This window comes from Treponema bryantii (assembly GCF_036492245.1).
In the GTDB taxonomy this organism is placed as follows: Bacteria; Spirochaetota; Spirochaetia; order Treponematales; family Treponemataceae; genus Treponema_D; species Treponema_D bryantii_C.
On the sequence record NZ_AP025286.1, the window covers coordinates 705,885 to 729,058 of the forward strand.

Sequence of the window (23,174 nt, forward strand, 5' to 3'; positions counted from 1 at the left end):
ACACTTCTAAATAATCCGTCCTGTGTGCACGAGAAATCGTCCAACACTCTTCGTAACTTGGTATTGTTAATAATGCCGGTGGCCATAGTGGAGAGGTAATACCCGTTCCCATTCCGAACACGGAAGTCAAGCTCTCTTACGTCGATGATACTGGATTCGTTCCGGGAAAGTAGATAGCTGCCGGCTTTTTTTATTTAAAATAAAATTAATTAAAATAAACTGCGATTATACACCACATTTATTCTACTAAAATATAAATAATATCAATTTTTTTCTGTTACAAATGTAATAAATTTTCAAAAAGCCCTATTACATTTGTAATAAATCTTCATTCTTAGACTTAAAATTGATAAAATTTTGTTGACATATTGAAATTTATATATTTTAATTATTTATAATGAAAAAAGTAAAATTAATAATCTCAAATTTAATACAAAGAAAAACAGTATTATTTTTTCTTCTCTTCTTATTATCCATAGGATTATTTATTCTTTCCCAACCAAATCCCTTAAATTTCAAAGGAATATGGATTTTTGCATGGTTTATACTGATACCAATTTTAATTATTATTGATAGAATATCTCCAAAAAAAAGTTTTTTATATGGTTTTATATATGGAATCATTGCATGTATTTTATATTCTTTCTGGTTAGTAAATTATTATGTTCTTTCTTTAATCCTTGTTGCATTATATGAAGGTGTATTATATGGAATTGTTTTTTATCTTTTAAAAAAATCCTTTATTGTATTTAATAAATACAGTTTTATTGTGCAATGCTTGATATGGTGTAGTTTTGAGTATTTTCGAACAATTGGTTTTCTTGGTGTTAATTATGGTGTAATTGGCTATAGTCAATGGAGTAATCTTATATTATTACAGAGTGCGGACTTATTTGGTATTCAAGGGATAAACTTTATTATTATCTTTCCATCATGTTATCTGGTTTCCTTATTAAAATCTCATAATATTAAAAAATTTATAAAGATTCATAGATTAAGTTTAATAGGATATGTTAGCTCATTATTATTTCTTATTGTTTATGGAGTAGTAAAGATAAATAAAACAATACAGTTTGATATACAAAAGAAAATATGTCTTATTCAAAATAATATAGATACACATATATATTATAAAAATGAAAAAGATGAAATTCTTGATTACTATAAACAATTATTAAATACAAAATTAAAAGATGTATCAAATATTGATTTAATTGTATTTCCAGAAGAGGCTGTTCGTCCCAGAATACTTTTAAATAAAGAAGATACTGTTACACAAAAAATGTATCAGGATATAATTGATTATTTAAATTTCTTTTATTCATTAAAGGTGCCTATAGTATTTGGTTCTACATCATTGGAATATGATTCAGCCCGTAAAGGAGACTTTACTTATAGAGCATATAATATTTCCTGTTTTCTGAAAAATAAAATACAAACAATTCCTCCAGAAATTGAAGTATATAAAAAACGGCATTTGGTTCCAATAATCGAAAAAATTCCCTTTGTAAATATTTATCAAAAAAGATTTAATGCCTTTTCGGACTGTTTAAGTTCTGGAAATGATCCTGTAATTTTTAATCTGGATGAAGTTTCTTTTTGTACACCAATTTGTTTTGAAGAATCGTTTGGATATGATGTAAGAAGCTTTATGAAAAATAATCCAAGTTTTATTCTTTCTATTTCCAGTGATTTGTGGAGTAAAAGTCTTGTTTGCCAATATCAGCATTTGGCAATGGAAGTTTTCAGGGCGGTTGAAAACAGAATTCCTTTTTTAAGAAGTTCTGTTACCGGTCAAACCGTATATATAAATCCAAAAGGAATTTGTGAGCAAACTGTTGAACCTTTTACCAGTAGTGTTTTGATATGTGATGTTCCTTTATCTGTTAATCCAAGAAAAACAATTTATTCATATATAGGTGATAGCTTAGGAGTTTTATGGTTAATACTATGTGTTTTACTTTTTATTATAAAATATATAAAAAAATACAGACGAAAGGAAGTTTTATGAAAAAAATTCTATTTATCTTATTACATTTATTTATTCTGTCAAGTTTTGTTTTTTCTAGTGAATATGAAGAAGAACTAGAAATAACGGATGTTGAAATTGTCCAGAATCTGGATGGAAATTGTTTTGTAATGTATAAGACAATTGATGGTTCTGTAAAAATGTTTATTGAAAATCATTTTTATCCACAAAACAATGGGGAATTCAATTTTTTCAATAATTCTGGAAATATAAAGGCAACCTCATCTTTTTATACAAAAGAAATGAATTATAATTTAGCAGTATGCTTTACAGGTCTTGATGAGGAAGAAAGAAACAATTTGTTTATTTTTGCGGCAGGCTTAAATTTAAAGGACTATTTTTCACATAGTATATTATTTTCTGATAATGAAAAGATTAATATTAAAGATATTATTTTCTCAGATACTGATGAGATTTCTGTGTTTTTTACAAATAATGATGTCTTGTATTGTGAAAAAATAAATTTACTTTCTAACGAAGAAGTTCAAAAAGTATGTTTTTCTGGTTATACAATCGATGAATTAAAAGTAAATAAACTTGTGGAAAAAGATGGAACCAGTATTTTATATGGAGTTTTTTCTTCAAATAATAATCTTTATATATATAACATGTATGATGAAACTGAAACTTTCCAGCAGATTACTAATAATACAGATGGTTTTTATTATACATTGGATAATAAACAAGGTGTATGTTATGTTTCGGATGGAGAAATATTTACAAAAATAAATTATGGAAAATCTTATAATATAAAGTCCATGCCGGTTAATCTTAATATAAATTTTATAAAAGATATAATTGGAGTTGATAATAAAATTAATATTATAATGCGGGGGGATAATTTGATTTCTTCAATTACGCTAGATTTATTGTTAGATACAATTGAAGAACAGGGTATTACGAGTTACGAGACTGAACCATTTATTTATATAGATAAAAATCAAATTTTTGATGAATCAATTATAATGATAGTAAAAGATGATGCTATTTATAGTTTTTCAGATAATACTTGGAAATATATAAGTAGTTATAAAGATTTTGAACAGAATATTAATTCAGAATTATCAAATATTACAAAAGAAAATGAAAAAGAATTTGAGCTAAAAATTGAGCGAATAAATGATAGTTTTACATATTATGTTGCTCAAATTAACAATGTGAAATTCATTCCTTTATATAAAAATAATTATATAGAGCAATATTCTGCAATTAAAAGTACACGTGCAGTTAATAATTTATTTTATACATTTATAAAAAACAATAATAAGATAAATATTTTATCAAGGATGGAATAAAATGAGAGTAAAAAAGTTTCTTTTAGTTTTTTTCGTTTTTTTATGTGTCCAAATAGATTTAATCGCTAAAGGTGGTGGAGGTAGTTCGCCTGGGCCTACATTATTAAGATATGAACCAGAGTGGAAAACAGTTAATGATACGGAAATTAATGAGTCTGTATGTTATAAAGAACTTGATTTGTGTTTCAAAAAGATATTTGATAATGCGGGGCCTGAACCCGCAGGAAAGTACAGATTATCTTCAAAAAATGGATATATTTGGAATTGGAGTGGTCATATATTTTTTCAGGATTTAACTATAACACCAATTGAAAATCCTTGTGGAAGAATCACAATTAATTCTGAAGAAGTAAAAATTTCAAATTCATATACGGTAAAAGATAATGATGTTATTCAAGTACATTTTGATGACAGAAATCAAACTTTTTCATATCTTTTTACAAAAGATATAACAGCTCCAACAGTAACAGTACAGGATAATTTAATTGTTAGGCAAGGAGATTACTTAGAGTTTAATGTTTATGATGAACATGCTTTTCATGATTATATTTTGCAGTTAAGTCCAGAGGCACATGAAAATCGAGGAGCGGCTATTGGATATCCCGCCGATATGCAAAAATATTATTATAGTCCATTGGATCAAGATTATGAAATTATATTAAATAATAATAAAATAAAAATTACTAAAGATTATAGGGAATATAAAAAAGAATCATCTTCTTTTACATGTCCTCCTTGGTCTTCATTTTATGGTTATATTTGTTCCAATTATTATCATTGCAAATATGAGTTATCAACAAATACTTGTGAAGAAGGAATAAATGACTATTCAATTATTGTAAAGGATAGAGTTGGAAATACTACAAAGATAAACAAAACCTTTATTTTTGATAACAATCCACCTCAAATTAGCATTGAGACGAAATCCATAAAAGATTATTATTCTTCACTATCAATAAAGGCAACTGTAGAAGATGATAACTTAGATATGTATGGTAAATGTATATTTGAAAAAGATGGTATAGAAGATAATAAAAAAATTTTAATATCCAATAAAGAAATGATTGTGAACTTTACGGAGCCTGGTGAGTATAAAAATGTTCGTTTTATTGTAGAGGATAAAGCCAAAAATGTGGCAGAGCCAAAATATTTAAGTAAGGGCTTTATAATTGATAATAAAAGTCCAACTATAAGTGCTAAAATAAAAGAATTTGGTTGGACAAATAAAAAGATAAGTGTTGAAGTAGAAGTTACAGATACGGATAATAATACAACTTCTGAACAATATTCATGGAAATATAGTATTGATGGAGGAAAAACAAAAAACGCAATAACTGCTAAATATGTTGAAAATGGAAAGAAGTTTAAAATTGATTTTGATGCAAACGACTCAAATTTTAAAAGCTCAAAAGTATATGATGTAATCATTTATGTATCAGATATAGCTGGAAATGAAGGTAAATTAAATGAACCGGTTAGATTAAAATTTGATTATGAATCTCCAGAAAAACCTAACTTAACACTTAAAAATCAAAGTGGAAAAGAAGTTTCTGCAGATACCTATGTTTCTAAAGCAACCATTATAGCAAGCAGTAATAAAGAAAAAGAAGATGTTTCAGGTATAAAGGAATATCAGTTTTCTACAGATACAGGAGATAATAAGACTTGGAAAGCCTTTGATTCATATAAAATAGAACCAAAATCTAATTCTAATATAACAGTATACTGCAGGGCTGTTGATAATGCAGGAAATCTTTCTGAAGTGTCAAGTTTAACAGTAATGATTGATATAACTGTGCCATCAATTAATTACACAACATTTAATAGTAATTCATGGTATTCAAGTTATAGAACTGTGTTAACAGCAAACGGCTGTTCATCTAGAATAAATGACAGTACATGGCAATATTCTCTTGATGATGGAAAAACCTTTAATAACTGTCAAAAAGATACAAATGGTGAAATCTATCTTCTCTTAAATAAAACAGGAGAATATAACTTAGTTTTCAAGGTAAAGAGCAATACAGGTATTGAAGGCATAACTGCTTCCAAGAAAATAAAAATTGACTCAACAAAGCCTGTAATTAAGCTTAACAGTACTATACCTTCAAAATCAAACTCTCTTACAATTTCAGCTACATCATCAGATGCAAATTCTGGAATCAGAGCAACTGGATATGAAATCTCTGTAAATTCTCAAATGATTTCTGATGTGGAGAACAAGAATACCATCTCAGCAAAACTTGAGAATGAAGGTGTAAATAAACTAAAATTCTACGCAATTGATAATGCCGGAAACAAAATATACAGCGACGAATATACAATTGTAATTGATAATACAGGTCCTGAAGTTACTATTGAACCCGTTCCTGGAACCTGGGTGCAAAGTGCCGTTATAAAAGCAGCCAGCAGTTCTACTGATGTAAACTCTGATACCTGGGAATATTACTATCAGTATACAGACGGCTCTAAAAAATCTGGAAAAGGTAACGAGTTTACTCTCGACACACAACACGGTGAAGTTGAAGTATGGTTTACTGTAAAAGATTACTGTGGAAATATCGGAACTTCAGAAAAGAAAACAATCCAAATTGATAGAAAAGACCCTGTGTTTAATACAATCTTTAGCCAACAGGGAAATAAGATTACCGCTACAGCAACAGATGCAGACAGTGGCCTGAACAATAATTCTTATAAATGGTCTTCAGATGGAGTATCAGGAAACGGAAATGTCGCAACTTTAAATGATGGAACAAACCAGATTGTCTATTTTACTGTAGAAGATAATTGTGGAAATAGCGGCTCAGTAGAATATACAATTGATGTAGTAGATACAACTCCACCAGAAATGAACTTTACTCCGGACTCATACAACTATAAAGATAAACTTACATTAAAGATTATAAGTATAACAGACAATGTATCTGGAGTTAAAACAGTAGAATATTATGTTGATAATACTGTTATTCCAAGCATTCAAAAACTAGATTCTACAATCGAACTTGACGTATCGAATTTAGGATCTGGAATTCACAATGTATGGCTTAAAGCATATGATGTACAGGGAAACTCAGCTGAATCAGAAAAGCTTCCATTTACAATAGACAGAACGATTCCTTCTATTACAAAAGATAAATTCATTTATGAATCAAATGAAATAACAGATGATGATTTTATCGGAAAGAATGAATTAACAGTTGAAATTGAAGCCAGTGATGACAGCGAAATAATTAAGAATATTCATTACGGAGTATCAACAACAGAAGGTGTTGAACCTGAAAACTGGAATATTCAGACAGAATATACAATCGTTCTGAACAATACTCAGAATGCATTGCAGAATGGAATAAACTTCGTATATGTAAAAGTTGAAGATGTTGCCGGAAATTATAGTGTTCCATTAATTAAAGCAATCATTAAGGATACTATAAAGCCTGGTAAAGCAATCATTTCAAGTACAACACATAAATTTGCAAGCGATATAAAAGATGTAGAACTAAATACTACAGCTTCATTTGTTCTGAAACCGACAAGAACATCCGGAGCCGGAATTAAAGGTTACAGATATTCTCTTGAAGAAGGCGTTTCAGAAACCAATACCCGCGTGATAACTAGCGGAACCATTGAGTCAAAGTCAATGGAAATCCTGGACTTTGAGGAACTTGCAGATAATAAAGAAAATGAGTTCTATTTCCTTAAGGTATGGTGTATCGGAGGAAATGACTTAGAAAGTGATGAAACAATTTATAGCTTCAGAGTCGATACAACACCACCAGCAGGTTTATATATTTCGTTAAATCCACAGGTAAATTACGATAGCACCTATTACTATAATGATGATGTTACAAATGTAGCCTGGAACATTCCAAGAGATTTAACAGGTATTGAAAAATATGAAATTGAAATTACAGCAGAAGGAGAAAAACTTTATAGTGCTGATACAAAGAATACTTCTGCAGTAATTAATGTAAAGAATCTATGCAAAGCAAAAGCATTAAAAGCTGGTAAACTTGATGTTAAGGTAACAGCATATGATTATGCAAAGAATAGTGTAGAAGCAGTTCGTTCATTTAATTTTGATTATGAAGCTCCAGTATTTGAGAATGAAATCAATATTGAAGAAGTTGAAGACAATCCTGTTGCCAGAAAGATAATTTGGGGAAAGATTACAGATGCTCAGTCTCAATGTGAACAGGTTGTAATTGAATATACAAGACTTGATGAAGAAAATGCAAAGAGCAACAGAGTTGTAGTAAATACAGAAAATAATGAATTACCACAAGAATATACTATCTCTACATTCAGAAATGATACTGCATACTTCCTGAGTGTAACTGGTTATGATAAAGCCGGAAACACAGCAGCACTTGAAAAATGTTTTGCAGTAGGAAATGCAGTTGTTCCAGAAGTTATCAGATCTGAATATAAAGAGCTTTCAAATGGAATTATTATTACCGGTATAAAGGAAAAACGACCAGGTTCAGTAAAACTTATAAATGGTAAGTTAATCCTGCCGGAGAATATCAAGGTTTACGGAATTAAGTCAGTTAATGGAAATGCAGTAAAAGAAAGAATCAATGAACTGAACATTGCAAATGGTACATTGATTGCACAGGATAATTCAATTCCGACTGCAGAATTTGATTCTTCAACAGATATTCTAAAATATGAAACACAGTGTGGACAATTCATATTTGAAAATCAGAACTTTATTTATGAAGCAGAAAAAGGAATTGCACTTGCAGATGTAAATGTTGAAGTTCCTGTTGAAAATAAAGTTAAAGATACAGAAACAGTTCATTTTGAGAGAATTGAATTAGGATATCCAAATGCCCTATATATCAATGCAATTTCAAAAGTTTTGGATACACCAGTAACAGTAAAGACAGCCGGTTTTGATATTCAGAACGTAAATAAGGTAGAAATTGCAGGTGAATCTTTCAAATTAAATAACAGCAATAGCAGCATATTCTTTGAACCAAAGAATATCAATATTGTAACAGCCAGCCAGGATAAAGAAATTCCTCTTACAAATACATATACAGATTCGTCATTTAATTCGGTATATGGAGATATTGACGGAACAAATCTTGAACTTGTATTGAATGATGTTACATATATCGTAAAGAAAGCCGGAATAAGCGGAAACACAATTAATATTTATGAAGCAGAAGTAGAGCTTCCTGAAGGATATACTCCATCAAAGTTAAACATCAAAAACTTCTCAATTGATGATGAAAGTCTTGAAGTAACACAGGGAAAATATTTCGAAGCAGAAAGCCTGACTGTTACAGAAAATGGAATTACAGTAATTGAGAACGGAAGTGTTACAATAGGAAAAGACGGAAAGCTAGTAGTAAGCGGAATCTTAAATATTGGAACTGCATATGGTGCAGTTGAAGTTACAGATCTTGAAATAAAGAATGACGGACTTGATATTGAAAAAGGCTGTAATGTTTCCTCATACAGTTTCGTTCTTTACGGATATAATGTAAGCGTAACAAAAGCAATATATTCAAAAGACAAGCTTCTTATAAAAGAAGGTGAAATTGAAGTATACGGTTCAAAATTCAATATCGAAGATCTTGGAATCGATACATCAGTTAAAGACAGCGTATACAAGGCAGGAACTGCAAAAGGAAGCAGCTCATTTAATTCAGGATATACAGCAGAGCAGAATATAAGCGATCTTGAAATTGATTCTGAAGGTGTATTTGCAAAAGAATTAAAAGTTCCTGTATTTGGAGCTGGTGAAGCATGGAACTTAAAGCATGTTCTGTTAAGAGCTTCTGGAACAGTAAGCGTTACTACAACAGATGAATATAATACTCAAATAAACGGATATGATATTCAGACAAAGAAAACAACATTCAATGGCAAAGAAATTGTTGTAGAAAACGGAATAATCACAAATGCAAACGGCTTTAAGGATAATAAACTCAATATTGCAAATGTTACCTTAAACTCAAATGCCCTTGTTTCAGGTGGTGAAACTGCTCAGAATGAGGTTTATACTCTCGACGGCTGGAATGTAGTATTTGATAAACTTTCCCTTGCCAACAGCGGACTTACAGGTAAGGCAACCGTACAGAATGAAGATGAAGATTATGAAATCGAAATCGCATTTGAATCATTTACAGTAAAAGCTGACGGAAGCTTTGCTACAGGAAAAGTTATTGAAGAAGACTCTTATATAATCAAGAATGAATATTATTTTGAGATTTCTGATGCAAGTATAAAACAGAATGCAAATAATAATAAATACGAAATAGAATCTTCAAAACCAAAACTTGTTACAGGTGAAAATGAATCAATACAGTTATCAAAACTTTATATTGATTCAGAAGGAACTTTAAGAATTGATACATCAAAGAATAAATATACATTTACAACTTCAAACGGTTGTGAAATGGATATTGAAGAAACAAGTTTTGATGGAGAACAGTTCTATCTGAAGGGAAGCGGAAAACCTGGAGCATTTACAAACTACAGTACCGGTGATGTCACACTTACACTTTCACCTGCAATGAAGGTAAGCAGTGAATATGCAGATATCGATTATAACTATACTTACAAGGGCTGGAACATTAAGGGCCATGGAGTACAGTACAAAAAGAACTATATAGAAATCGTTTCAAACGTAGTTACATTCAATGGAACAGAAATTGAAGTAGGTGATTTACTGTTCTCAATGGATGGAACACTCCTTGGAGAAAATATTGCTCCACAGGATACATACATTTCAATGATTTCAGGTAATTCAAAAATAACAGAAACAAGATTCTCAGAAGAAGGTCTTTTTGCAACTGTAAATATTGCATTACCGGAAACTTTCAAGAACTCAATTCTGGCATATAATTCGGTATGTTTACATCCAGATGGTAGTTATGAATCTGAAACAGTAATCAGTCATGCAGAGATTCCTCTTGGAAAAGTAACATTCAATTTTGATTATGTATCACTTTCTAAGAAAGGCTTGAGCATCGGCTATGCATCTATAAAAGTCCCTGAACTTGATAATCTTTCAATTGAATTAAAAGGACTTTCAATCTCAAATAAGGGAAAGGTTGAACTTAAAGGCTGTGTAACATCACCATTCCGTTTGTGGAACATGACCTTTGCAATTTCAAAGCTTTCTATTGATGAAGATAAGATTGACTTTAAGGGAACAATCAGACTTCCTGAATCATTACCAGGAATACTTTCTGGAAGAACAGTTGGCATCAGAAACTTCTCAATCGGTCTCGATGGAAAGGTAAGGGAGTTTGATGCAAGACTTGAAGGAAAGTATACAATCCCATTCCTTGATTCATTTGCACTTACAGTAACATCTGTTGGAGTTGCATATAAGAATGAGTCTCCTTGGATTATGATGGAAAAAGCATCCCTTATACTTCCATCAACATACTGCATAGATAATATTTCTATAACAGATGTAGCATTCAATCCTGTTAAGGGAGAATTTGATTTTGATACAATAAAGGCTGATACAAGATTAAGTACAACATTAAGCGGAATTACATTTAATCTGACATCAGTTTCCATTACAAAGGCAATGACACTTGGATTTACAGGAAATGCATTCTTTGGTGGTGAAGAACTTCCGGATTTCATTAAGGGTAAATCTGTAGAATTAAAGCAGTTTGAAATCAAGTCGGATGGAAAACTTGGAAATATAGAAGTAGAGCTTTCTGGACTTGGAGGAAAGCTTTCACCGGACATTGATGTTGTAGAACTTAGGGATGGCTCTCTTGCAGTAAAGAAAGAAGACGGATCTAACAGTCTGTATCTTAGTGTATCGGGAGCTCTTGAGTTTACAGACCGTGCACCAGAATTCCTTCTTGATGCAAATGGAAAGGGCGGCGTGGCCCTACGTCTTGAAAAGTTTACGATTGACGCTTCTAAGCCTTGTATAACAGAGCTTAAGGCAGGACTTTCAAGAAAAGTAGATGGACGATGGTCAAATAATGCCGAGGAAATCAATTTTGATCCAAAACTCGGTGAAACACAGCTTAATGATGTATATGCAGCATTCAGCTATAACGGAGAAACAAAAGAAGGAAGTGTAACTCTTTCCGGAGGTCTGATACTGCCGGATTCGCTGCCGGATGGAATAAAAGGCACCGAAGTAAGGATTAATAAATTCGAGATTGGTCTTGACGGACAGGTAAAGGAGTTCGGAGCAGAATATAATATTGAAAAAACTGCAATTGGAGATGTTGAATTAAAGAAGGTACATCTGGGCGTTGATTATATCAACAGTGAGCTTGAGTATAGTGTGGGAGCAACAATGGTTCTTCCTAAAGACAAATTTATGGAAGGTATTGGAGGTCTTACTACAACAGCAAGCCTTAAGTTTACAGCGAACGAACTTAAGTATGTTAATGCAAACTTCAATATAGGAGATACAAAGATACTTAATAGCCTTGAGATAAAGGGTGCAAGCATCGGAGTTTTGAAGAACGGAAAGGATGCACTTTTATTCTCATTGGCAGGAAGAATTGTATTACCGGAAACTCTCCCAGACGGACTTAAGGGAACAGAAATTACAATAAGTAGTTTTACAATTAGCCAGTATGGAGAAATTCTAGACATTGATATTGGAGCTAGAAATATCGGAGCAACGCTGTTTGGTCAGCTCCAACTTAGCGGTGGACGTGTTACTGTTTCAAAAGGAAGCGCAAAAAATGAGCTTTTAATTGATGTCGGCGGTATGCTGTCATTCGCAAAGACAAGCAACGTACCGGATGGACTGAAGGATGCTTCATTTGCAATCAATAAGCTTCAGGTTTCAACTGCATCGGGACTTGTAGCCTTTGATGCGGGATTAGGAGAAGGTATACAGTTCCAGGTTCTCGGCGGCGTTGACGTATATGTAAACAGCCTTTCCTTTAGTGACAAGGGCTTTAATGTATCAGCCGGAGCAGGACTTTCATTCCCATCCGTAGATTTTGGCGGGGTAAGGTTTGATGTAGCTCTTGATATGTTGTGGAATGGAACAATAACAGCATTTAATGGAGGGCTTGGAGAACTTAATGTAAATATAGCAGGTTTCAAGGGTTCTATTAAACAACTTTATGTCGGCAAGTTTGACAATACGAGTGACTTTATGGTAACGCTCAAGGAATGTCGCCTGACATTACCTGACAACTTTGGATCAATGGGAGGTTCTTCCGTTGCTCTTAAGAATGCAACCTTTGATCCTAATACTGGTGACTTTAACGGCGACTTTGAACTTCCAGCTTTAACAACAGAGATTGCAGGCTTCAAACTTATACTTGACGCACCGACAATCAACTTTAAGGAATTTAAAATTGAGTTTGCAAAAGCATCTCTTGACCTTCCATCATTCTTCAATGCAGCGGGAGCTAATGTTAGCCTATATGATATTGTAATTTCTTCAAGAACAGGACTTAGTATCGGAGGGGCAGGTTTTATGCTTCCTGACTTTAAACTTGGAGAATTCGGCTTTAGAAATGTAGGTGCAGAGTTCAGAATGCAGGACGGACACTACTTTATATCAGGTCATGGAGGAATAATCCTTCCAAATGTCGGAGAAATCGAGGCTGCTCTGTGCTTTACAGAAGTAACGGAAGTATATCCTATCGGACTTAAGCATGCATACTTCAGCTTTGAAGCTGCAACGGGAATCCCTCTTGGAGCGACAGGTCTTAACTTAAGTGGAATCAGAGGTGGACTTGGCTACGGATATCCTGATGAGGTTCCTGAAGAATACAGGAATCTGTTCGGTGAGAAGGGACCTAGAGTCCAGCTTGGACTTACTGTAAAAGATACTTCGGGCGGTAATATTGTAAGGATGACAGCCGACACTTGGATTGATATTGAAGATCCAACTTGGGTACTTGAAGGAAAAGCAACAATTCTTAAGGGAACCCTTAATATATCTGCAGAGGCAGCTGCAATTATTAAGAAAGACTGTTTTGCAACAGGAATGAATGTACATCTTCTATTTATTCATGGAAGCATAGAGCTTTACATCTTTGACCAGAATGGAACACTGAAGTTTTCAGGACAAGGTAAAGCAAAATTCTTTATACCAGAAGCATATATTTATGATGGATGGATTATAAATATACCACCATTTGATGTATCACTTGGTGGACTTGGGGTAATGTTTGGAGACTTTACAAATGGAAAGAGAGGTTTCCTCGGTTACATTGATCTTGAATTCTTCTGGATAAATTGGGGAAGAATAGGAGCCTTTGTTGGAACCGGTGGTCTTGACCTTAGAGTCTCAAGTTATGATATATGCAGACCAGAAGGAATCAGTTTTGAGGAAAAGAGTAGAAGCGTCCGTTCTCCAAATGTAAATATCCTTGATAAAAATAACTCAATGATTGGAAAGAATCCTAGCGGAACAATATACAAGGTAGTAATTCCTGGTGGAAAGCGAAGCCAGAAGCCAGCGCCTTTGTATAATAAACCTGTAACAGGACTGCGTAAATCTACCGGAAATATTGGTCCACAGCTTCAAGAAATGCCAGAGCCTGATACAGAAGCTCCTGTTAAGACTTCATTTATAATCGGATATCTTGAAGGAGATCCAGAGTTTACTCTGTATTCACCATCTGGAAAGAAATATAAGGCTGGAGAAGAAGGAATTGATACTCAGTATATAGAAAATGGACTTCTTATCAATATAGATAATCCTGAGGGTGGTGAATGGACTATCAGTGTAGATAACATGGCAGAAGGTACCTATGAGCTTGCAGCCTTCGGAGTTGATAGAATTCCTGAAGTAAGTGTAGAAGAGCCTTCAGATGGCTTACTTAATGTTACGAATAGTGTATATGTAAGTGGTTCTACATCAGAAAAAGAAAAGGAAGTCTACATTTTTGCAGGAGAAGATGAAAATGCACCTGGAATAGAACTCGGTTACCTTATGAGTGATTCAGAGGGGCATTTCGCTGGCTATGTTCCTACAGACAATATAGCTGACGGAGAATACATGATTTTTGCTAGGGTGCTTACAAAAGATGGTATGTATTCACCAGCCGGAGTAGCAGGTGGAAGATATAACGTAAGCAGAAGCGGACTGAAGCTTAAGAGTCCTGAAAATGTATATGCGATAGAAAGTGAAGACAATAAAGTTAAACTTCTGTGGCAGAATACAAACGGCAGAAGAACTTCAGGCTATAAGCTTAAGAGCACAAAGAATGGAAAGGAAACTATTGATGACCTTGGAAACATTACGGAGCTTTACATTTCAAATTATCAGAGTGGAACAGAGGTGTCATTCAGCCTTTGTGCATATGATGAATACGGAAATGAAAGTGACTACACTCAGGGTATAGGCTTAACCATAGGAGAAGAAAAATCTGAGCACAACAGGGTTTATGTAAAAGATAAGACTGTTGAAGTAAAGGTAAAGAATGGAGAAACTGCAGAGTGTACAGTAGATGTTTCATATAAGAACTGGAAGGATGAAGTTTCATATGTACAGGCTTCAAAAGTTGATACTGGAAGAAAAGATTATAATGAAATGTCTGACGAAGATTTCATAGAGCTTTTAGAGAAGGGAGATGAAAACTCATATTCTTCTGAAACAGAGAATATAGATGTAAGCTTCGATAAGAATATTCAGGTATCAAAGGGTGGAAACCTGTTGAAAGTATATGTTTCTCCATCTGACATCTGTGCGGAAGGTGACTATATAGTAGAGTGTGAAGTTGCAAATGATAATAACCCTTCAAATAAAGACAACTTTACCTTAAAGATTACTGTAGAGAATCCGAGTCCAGTCATTACGGGAATTTATCCAGAAACTATTGACGGAACTCATGAGAATGAAGTTACTGTTTATGGTTCTGGTTTTGTAGCTGGAACAAGATTCTTCCTGGACGGAACAGAGCTTGTGACAGTTCCGAATGAGGCTGAAAATCTGTCTAATAAGACAGTAAAGATTCCTGTAATTAAGGAAAGAGGAGAACATATCCTAAAAATTGTTAACAGTAAAGGTGAAAGTACAGAATATGTACTTTCAGTCATGGTTCCTTCATATGATATAAACCTTTATACGACAGAAATTTCCCTTAATAAGGGTGATAAGGGATGTTTCAACCTCAGTGTTTCTCCTTTTGACGGTTATACAGAAGATGCTCAGTTCAGTGTAGAAGAATGTAGTTCGGAACTAGCTGTAACACTTCCTGTAATCAGAATGAATGGTGAAGACTGTATTGAAGTAAATACAGACCAGGCTTCAGAAGGGGATTACATCATAAGAATCAAAGCTTCTTCTGGAGTTGTATTTGAGCTTAAAGTTCATGTTATAGAAGACAAGATTTTGCCTGTAATTACATCATTCAATCCGTATAAGCTGAACAGGGGAATGGAAGCTTCTGTTATCGGATTTGGTTTTGGAAACACTGGAAAACTATATGTAAATAATGATGAAATAAAAGTTATTTCATATACAGATTCAAAGATTGACTTTGTAGTTCCGAATGATACGGAAGGAAACTCTGTTTCTATCTTTGTAGAAAATGCAAACGGAAAATCCGAAGTAATCATAAAGAATGTATATGATTATAACTTTACAGTTCATATTCCAAATGATGTATGTAGAATAAAGGCAGGTCAAAGTGAAAAAGTGAACATTGCGCTCAACGGCTATGCAGATGATATAAAGCTTAATGCATATACAGATGCAGATGCTCCATTTGAAGTAAAACTTTCAAAGACACTTGTTTCAACAAATGCCCTGGTAGAGATGCAGATTGACTGTAACGAAAAGGCATCTGCAGGTGAATATATTGTAGTATTTACTGCAGAAGGCAACAATATTAATGTTACAAAGAGTATAAAGGTTATAGTCTGCGATGATATTAAGATTGTAACGGAAACACTTCCTCAGGCAGTGCTTGGTGTAAGATACGAGAGTAGTCTTGAAGCCGAGTCTGACGGTGAAGAAATTGTATGGAAGATAAGCCGTGGTGCTCTTCCTGAGGGAATTAAACTGAATGGTACTTCTGGAAAATTGGAAGGTGTGCCTGCTGCTAGTGGTGAATATATCTTTACTGTCTGCTGTGAAACAAAGTACTATACATATTGCGAAAAACAACTTGTTCTTACTGTACAGGACGAAATCTGGCAGACAGTTGGAAAGAATGGCGGAAATACAAACAGCGTTGTAAGTGATATTCCTTCTGTGAGTCAGGAATTGTGGAATGCAGAACAGAATGATGCTATTGCACAGATTTACAGCAACGGAAGTAAGGTTGTAACTCTTACCAAGGCCGGAAGAATGTCAATTTACAGTGAGCGTGGAAAGCTTCTGTATGATTCAAAAGATATTCTGTATAAGAGAAGCTTCATAACAAACCGCTGCTTCTATGGAATTACAAAGGACGGAATTCTTGAAGCTAGAACTCTTGAGAAGGGCTTTATAATATGGAAGCGTGAGGATGTAAGGGAGATGAGCTTTAATGCATCTGTACTTCTTGTTCAGACTTCTTCAGGTACATTGAGAATTGATCCTGTAAGCGGAAGTCTTCTTGAAGAAGTAAATGCAAACCTTACAGGCTGCAGCCTTGTATGGAATAACGAAAAACTGTACGGCTACAGCGGTAACAAACTGTACGGACTTTATGGAATAGAAAGCCAGGCAGAAGTAAACGGAAGAATCCTTAAGGTAAGTGCAGATGCACAGGGCTTTGTAGTGCTCTGCGAAAACAGTCTGTGTGAGTTGACGCCAGACCTTGAACCTGTAAAGGAAAGCATAATCAGAAATGATGAGAATGCAGGTCTTGCAGTCCTGAATAATGAAATCCTTATTTCTGACACTAATGCTTCTGTGCTTTACGACCGTGAAACCCTTAAAGTTGTGAGAGTCTATGCCGGCGGAGAAAATGCAGCACTTGCAAATGAGAAACTTGTAACTGCAGGTCCTTCAAAGCTCAGTGTAAACAATATTTACAGCGGAAAGGAAATCTGGAGTGTAAACGGAATCTTTACTGCTCTTGCAATGTGTAACGGAAAACTCTATGCGGCTGATAAGAATATACTCAGAGTTTATGGTGGAAGCAGCAATGCATCGGCTCCTGAAGTAAAGGTTACATATGAGCCTGAGGTAGACGGTGTTGACGGCTGGTATAAGTGCCTGCCTTCTGCAACTATTATTGCAGAAGATAAGGAAACCTATGTAGAAAGCGTATGGTACCGTTTCAACGGCGGAGAATTCATGCAGTATACAGAGTCGTTTGATACTGTAGAAGGCGAGAATGTAATAGAAGCTTATGCATATGATTCAAAGGGCATGAAGAGTGATACCTTAACAAGTGTTATCAGAACGGATATTACAAAACCTGTAAGCCAGATTCATATATCTGCAGAAGAAAATGCATACGGCTGGTATGAAAAAGACCTTTCTGTACGCTTTACTGCAAACGACGGCGGTTCTGGAGTAAATAGAATTGTCGTAAACGGAAAAGTTTATGACAAGCCTCTTGAGTTTACGGAAGAAGGAATCTACGAGCTTAAATGGTATGCAGTAGATAATGCCGGAAATGCGGAAGAAGAAAAGAGTATTGTAATAAGACTCGATAAATTCAAGCCTACAACTGGAATTGAGATTCTGAGCGATAAGGGTATGAGTATTATAAGACTCAATGCTTCAGATTCAGCTTCTGGAGTAGACCGCATAACCTATAGAATTGATAAGGGAAGTGAAACTGTATACGACGGTGAAATAAAGCTCTATGATGCAGGACGTCATACAATCTACTATAAGGCATATGATAAGAGTGGTAAGGCTTCTAACGAAGAGTATAAGATCTTTACCATTACGAAGGAAGACGGAAAAGCAAGTCTTATGGCATTTGCTAAGCTAAATGAGACAAAGCGTAATGTCATTACTCCATTCTTCTATGACAGTATGATTTATGAAAATGATGCACCTGACTATACTAAGTGGCCGTACCATTACTGGGAGCGTGCGTACCTGCACACATTACCATATTATGTAACAGGCGGCGACTACGTACAGTATAAGGGCTCAGACATGAATATTAAGGGAAAGCGAACTGTAGAGTTCTATCTGAAAAAGGATGTAACGCTTTACATGTTTGCGGGGCCTGAAATGGCTGTAGACGGCAGCTGGACATTAGTAGAAAAGAAGTTTGGCATGCAGGGTGACTGGTACCGCGACGGCTGGAACGTCTACAAACGAAAAGCTTCTAAGGGCGAAAAGATTGTTGTAGAAGTTGGAAGTAACGTACTGGCTCTGCCGGTAATCACAGCTAAACAGGAAAATAATTAAAAATAGGAGTGCAGAAATGAAAAACATGAAAATTAAATTATTATCAGTTATGATTTCTGCTCTCCTGTGCTCACACCTGTGGGCCCAGGGGAGTGAAAGTGTAAGCTCTGAAGTTGATAGACAATTTGAAACAACATATTCCATCAAAGTTGATTCAGGTGTTAATAGTAGTATGAATGTTTATACGTTGGGATTAACATCAGAGAACGGTTCAACCAGAATAACAAATGGTTTTCAGCCTTCGGAAGGTTATTCAGCTTTTTTTGTAAGTGATGACAAAACATATTATAAATATGATTATGAGAATGGAAGTAATATTTGGAATAATTGTTCAAATACTGAAAAAGGAAAATTAGAAAAACTTTATAATAAAGTATTGAATAGAAATGTAGTTTTTACTACCGAAGGAAATGAAAACTTCCTTTCAGATACAAGTTTTATTGAAATAGATGAAAACGAACTGGAAAATATTAGTACAGCAAAAAACAAAAAATTTTTAAGATCAGATGATAGAGGTTTTTCAGATTTATATGTTTATAATAAAAGAAAAGGTGTATTTGTTTATGCAGTAAAACTTCCTGAAACATCTAAGGTTCATGTATTATGTTTCAGAGATAAAAGATCAATTGCAGAAATAATACCTGATGGTATGAACGAGACAACTTTTTATGAAAATTATAAAAAATGGCTTAAAAAAAATAATGATGAAAAACAAAAAGATATAAATGTTTCTTCATATAAAATGTTGTCAGTTTTAATATATGATACGCTCCAAAAGGCAATGAACAAATCAAATGGACACTTTCATAATTTATATGATAATGACAGTGATATGGTTATTAGAAAATACCTTCAGCTTGCCATGGACAATAAACGAAATGTTTATTTTTCAACACTTGAAAATCATTTAGTTAATCCTATTAATCCAGAACAGTATGAAATAATTACAGAAAAAGAAGGTCAGCAAATTGCACAAGAAGCTCAGCTATATCTAAATCATAGTGTTGTAGTAAAAAAATCAGTATTCAAAACTGTAATTGAAGCTATTGATGATTTAATTGCCTGGCTAACTGCTAATCCAAAAAAACAATCTGATGAATATTTTGATCAGCCACAAATTACAGGTGCACCTTTGCCTTACTTAGATAAAGGATTTGATACTCCTGAGTCATATAATAATAAACTCATTAAAAATATTGCAGTTAAAGGTGGCTGTGATGATATTGGTTTTTTGAATGGTATTTTATATAATTCAAATATAAACACTTTTGTACCAAGAAAACCTTTGAGTGAAATATATGCTGAATATAAAACTTCAATTTCTAAAGGAACAAATTTTGATTCCAGTGATAAGTTTATCAGTTTTGCGGATTTAAATAAAATAAGTCTTGTAGTAAGTGATCTAACAGAAGCTAAAGTAGGTGATATAGTTTTATTTGAAGAAATAATAAATAAGAAGGATGGAACAATAGTTTCAAATAATTTAAAAAATAAAAAAATTGGAATTATTGTTGAGCCTGTACAGTGTAATCAATCTTATGGAAGTAATCAGAAAGAAACTTTAGGTGATTTGACTGTTATATGGATGAATAAAGAAAAAGGAGCTGAAAAAGCAAAGTTATCAGAAATCTGGAAAACAGAGGATGGTTTTGAGGTTCCTAAATATACTGAAATAAGAAGAATACTTAAGAACGGAAAAAGTACAAACATTAATACAAACTGGAATGTTTACGATAATAAAGTTACTGATTCAGGTGTTGAAATTAACTGGATGAGAGAAAGTACTCAAGTTAGTAGTGAAAAGTATAGATGGATTCCTAATACAGGTGAATATCTTAGCCTGGAGAAGATTAAATTCTATGCATATAATCAATTTGGTATTCCAGTAAAAGGTAATTCTTGGAGAGTCTATTTAACAGGAGCAATAGATCGAGATTATATAGAGGGAAATACACAAGGCAATATTTACAATAATTCTAATTGTAAATTTGAAATTAAAATTGGAGATACAACAGCTATCCTTAAGAAAACTAAAGGGCGATATGATATCGAGTGGAATAACGAAAATGTAATAAAAGAATATGCATTTATAATAGGTTCTGATAATCTTTTATATTATTATGATTATAAGACAAAAAATCTTGAAAAGAAACCTGTAGAAATCCAAATAAGACCAGAAAGTGCTGCTGCAGCTCGACCAGGAGATGATTTACTTCTTGAGTTTAAATTACAAGAACTCAGTACAAATGAAAGTTTTACGGTAACTGTTCCTGCTAATAATTATATTGCAGTATATGATAAAAAAATGTTATGGCGAGCAAACTTATATTTAAATAAATCTGAAAAAGCTCTTGGAGGAGAAGACTGGAATAATGCGCATCCTTGGAATGCGCCTAATTCAGCTCCTTATGTTAGTGATATTTGGTTTGGCATAAACGATTGGAATACTTCAAATGGCGGTCAGTGTGACATAAATAGCTGGACACGCTGGAATGATGGTGAAGAAGTAACAAATAGTGTTGCATATGGCTGGGGATGCTGGGACAGTGTTAAGCAGTTCAACGATGAACTTAATAACCAAAGTACAGCAATAGAGAATTACAGAAATGAACATCCGGAAAGTAATTTTGCTGCACTCCAATGGGTTAATGCACAGACAACAGCCCCTGGGACAGGTACAGGAACACAAAGGTGGAAAAACTATGTTTTTCAAGAAAACGCTGCAACAGATAAAAATGGACAGAATAAAATTTCAGAAATTAATGCAGATGTAAGTGTACCGGGCTTGAGTACATATTGGGATGAAAAACCTCGTGAAAGTTTTTCTTCTCCAAAACATGATAAATATACAAGTGGTACGGATTGTTCAGGCCTTGTTGCAATTTCAGCCAATTATTCTGGAAATAAATATACATTGAATAATATTGACGAAACAATAGCCTGGGTATCTAAGTCCGAAGATACGACGACAGAAGCTAATAAGAGTCTGGCATTATATAGTGAAGAATGGTTTTTGAAGCCAGATAATGAATTAGATGAATTAGGAAAACAAAAAAAGAAAATTCAACAAGAGATTCTAGCTCATGCAGTTCCTGGAGATATATTGGATAAAGCAGGTAATCATGTAGTAGTCATCAACGATATAAAATTAACAGACGGAAAAGTAATAAGTTTTGATGATGTAACTGTTATTCATAGTGCCAGTGGTGTAGAAAAAGCATGGAAATCTTGGAAAGTTCATAAATCTTCATGGAGAGAAATTTATCCTACAGATGATAACAGTTATACAAAATATGGGTTATATAGATTAGGAGAAGAATAATGAAAAAAATAGTAATAATTTTATTATCGATTTTTACATTAAATAGTATCGTTCTTAGTCAAACAATAGAAAAGTTAGTAACAACAACTGATATAAAACATATTGAATATCATTCTGGACAAGGAAGTTTCCCTGAAGGATTGTATGTAGATGAATTTGAAGAATCATTTGTAGTGAATAGCCCAAAAATGGACTCATTATATTTTATTAAGATTTTATCTCCTACATTAGTAAAAATTAATATGGTTTATTGTAATACACCTCGTACTGTTAAATTAAAATTAGGAAATGATTATTGGGGCGAGAGTTTACAACCAATGTTAAATGGTGAATATTTGTCATATATAAACACTGCTAACGGCATTTCTTTCATTTTAAAAAAAGATAGCGGTTACATTGTGTATTACATAGACAAGAACGGCATACCGGGCGCAGTAGACACAACCGGTCGAATTTATTCAAGTGAAGAAGCAATGGCATATCTGAAAGAATATGACCCGGAAAAATATAGGCAAAGCGAAAAAAGGGCAGCGGAGCTGGAACTCTATAATGATTTTATTCGTAATCGAGTTCTCATTTGGGGAAAGAGATATTATAAGCCAATAGAAGGTGGTTCATTATATCAATATGATAATCAGGGAAATCGTTATGGCTGTAATTTCTTCTGGTGGGGTAATTACAAGAATGATTGGGGTACATTTTGCGAAGTAGGAACAGAATCTACTTCAAACCTATTTTGTTTTGATATAAATGAAGAAAGGTTTATATTTGATACAACATTGAATAACTATTCAACAATTCTAGGTAGTAAAGGAGATTATCAGGAAACAAGACCTGAATATTCCACCAGCTTGTACGTAGGCTTCGGTGGCAACATCTACTACTACATAGCCGGCGAAGAATATACCGAAGTCTTCCGTATCCGCCGCACATGGGGAGAGCCGGACTTTTACGCCATGGCAATAAACGGCTATACCGAAGACGACTACGGAAAATATGTAAACGAAGTTCTTCCAAAACTGAGCAAAGCAGATTTACGACTTTTAAGAAATACAATTTTCGCCCTTTACGGTGTTCATTTTAAGAGTGCAGATTTATCAAAGTATTTTGACAAACAGGTCTGGTACACAGATGAAGGAAAAACTTCTGCAGATGTAACACTTCCGGAACACAGGCAGAAACTTGTAGAAATGATTCTGGAGTTAGAAAGAAAGTAAGTTCAATATCATTTAAGGTGAGCGTTAGCGAAGG

The 23,174-nt window shown here is 33.7% G+C and carries 5 protein-coding genes and 1 rRNA gene; all 6 read left to right on the top strand.

The annotated features are described in order from the left end of the window. Positions 1-74 precede the first annotated feature (74 nt). The 6 genes from rrf (at position 75) to AABJ44_RS03530 (ending at position 23,140) form a co-directional block, all read left to right on the top strand. Positions 75-186: ribosomal RNA gene (rrf, locus tag AABJ44_RS03505) — 5S ribosomal RNA — on the top strand. A gap of 211 nt (positions 187-397) precedes the next feature. After that, positions 398-2,011 (top strand): apolipoprotein N-acyltransferase, encoded by a 1,614-nt coding sequence (lnt, locus tag AABJ44_RS03510; protein ID WP_338370478.1) that lies wholly within the window; start codon positions 398-400, stop codon positions 2,009-2,011. Continuing rightward, complete coding sequence (locus tag AABJ44_RS03515) at positions 2,008-3,324, top strand: hypothetical protein (protein WP_338370479.1); 1,317 nt, start codon at positions 2,008-2,010, stop codon at positions 3,322-3,324. Before lnt ends, AABJ44_RS03515 begins: the two co-directional genes overlap by 4 nt. A 1-nt stretch (position 3,325) precedes the next feature. Continuing rightward, positions 3,326-18,601 carry an OmpL47-type beta-barrel domain-containing protein gene (locus AABJ44_RS03520; RefSeq protein WP_338370480.1) on the top strand — a complete coding sequence of 5,092 codons (15,276 nt, stop codon included), beginning with the start codon at positions 3,326-3,328 and terminating at the stop codon, positions 18,599-18,601. Positions 18,602-18,617: 16 nt separating this feature from the next. Further along, positions 18,618-21,923, top strand: coding sequence for a nucleotide exchange factor GrpE (locus tag AABJ44_RS03525; protein ID WP_338370481.1), 3,306 nt, complete (start codon positions 18,618-18,620; stop codon positions 21,921-21,923). Continuing rightward, positions 21,923-23,140 carry a YARHG domain-containing protein gene (locus AABJ44_RS03530; protein ID WP_338370483.1) on the top strand — a complete coding sequence of 406 codons (1,218 nt, stop codon included), beginning with the start codon at positions 21,923-21,925 and terminating at the stop codon, positions 23,138-23,140. The genes AABJ44_RS03525 and AABJ44_RS03530 overlap by 1 nt, the downstream gene beginning before the upstream one ends. Positions 23,141-23,174 lie beyond the last annotated feature (34 nt).

Coding starts and splice junctions, on each gene's coding strand:
- lnt (WP_338370478.1), top strand. CDS start 398: ATGAAAAAAGTAAAATTAATAATCTCAAATTTAATACAAAGAAAAACA.
- AABJ44_RS03515 (WP_338370479.1), top strand. CDS start 2,008: ATGAAAAAAATTCTATTTATCTTATTACATTTATTTATTCTGTCAAGT.
- AABJ44_RS03520 (WP_338370480.1), top strand. CDS start 3,326: ATGAGAGTAAAAAAGTTTCTTTTAGTTTTTTTCGTTTTTTTATGTGTC.
- AABJ44_RS03525 (WP_338370481.1), top strand. CDS start 18,618: ATGAAAAACATGAAAATTAAATTATTATCAGTTATGATTTCTGCTCTC.
- AABJ44_RS03530 (WP_338370483.1), top strand. CDS start 21,923: ATGAAAAAAATAGTAATAATTTTATTATCGATTTTTACATTAAATAGT.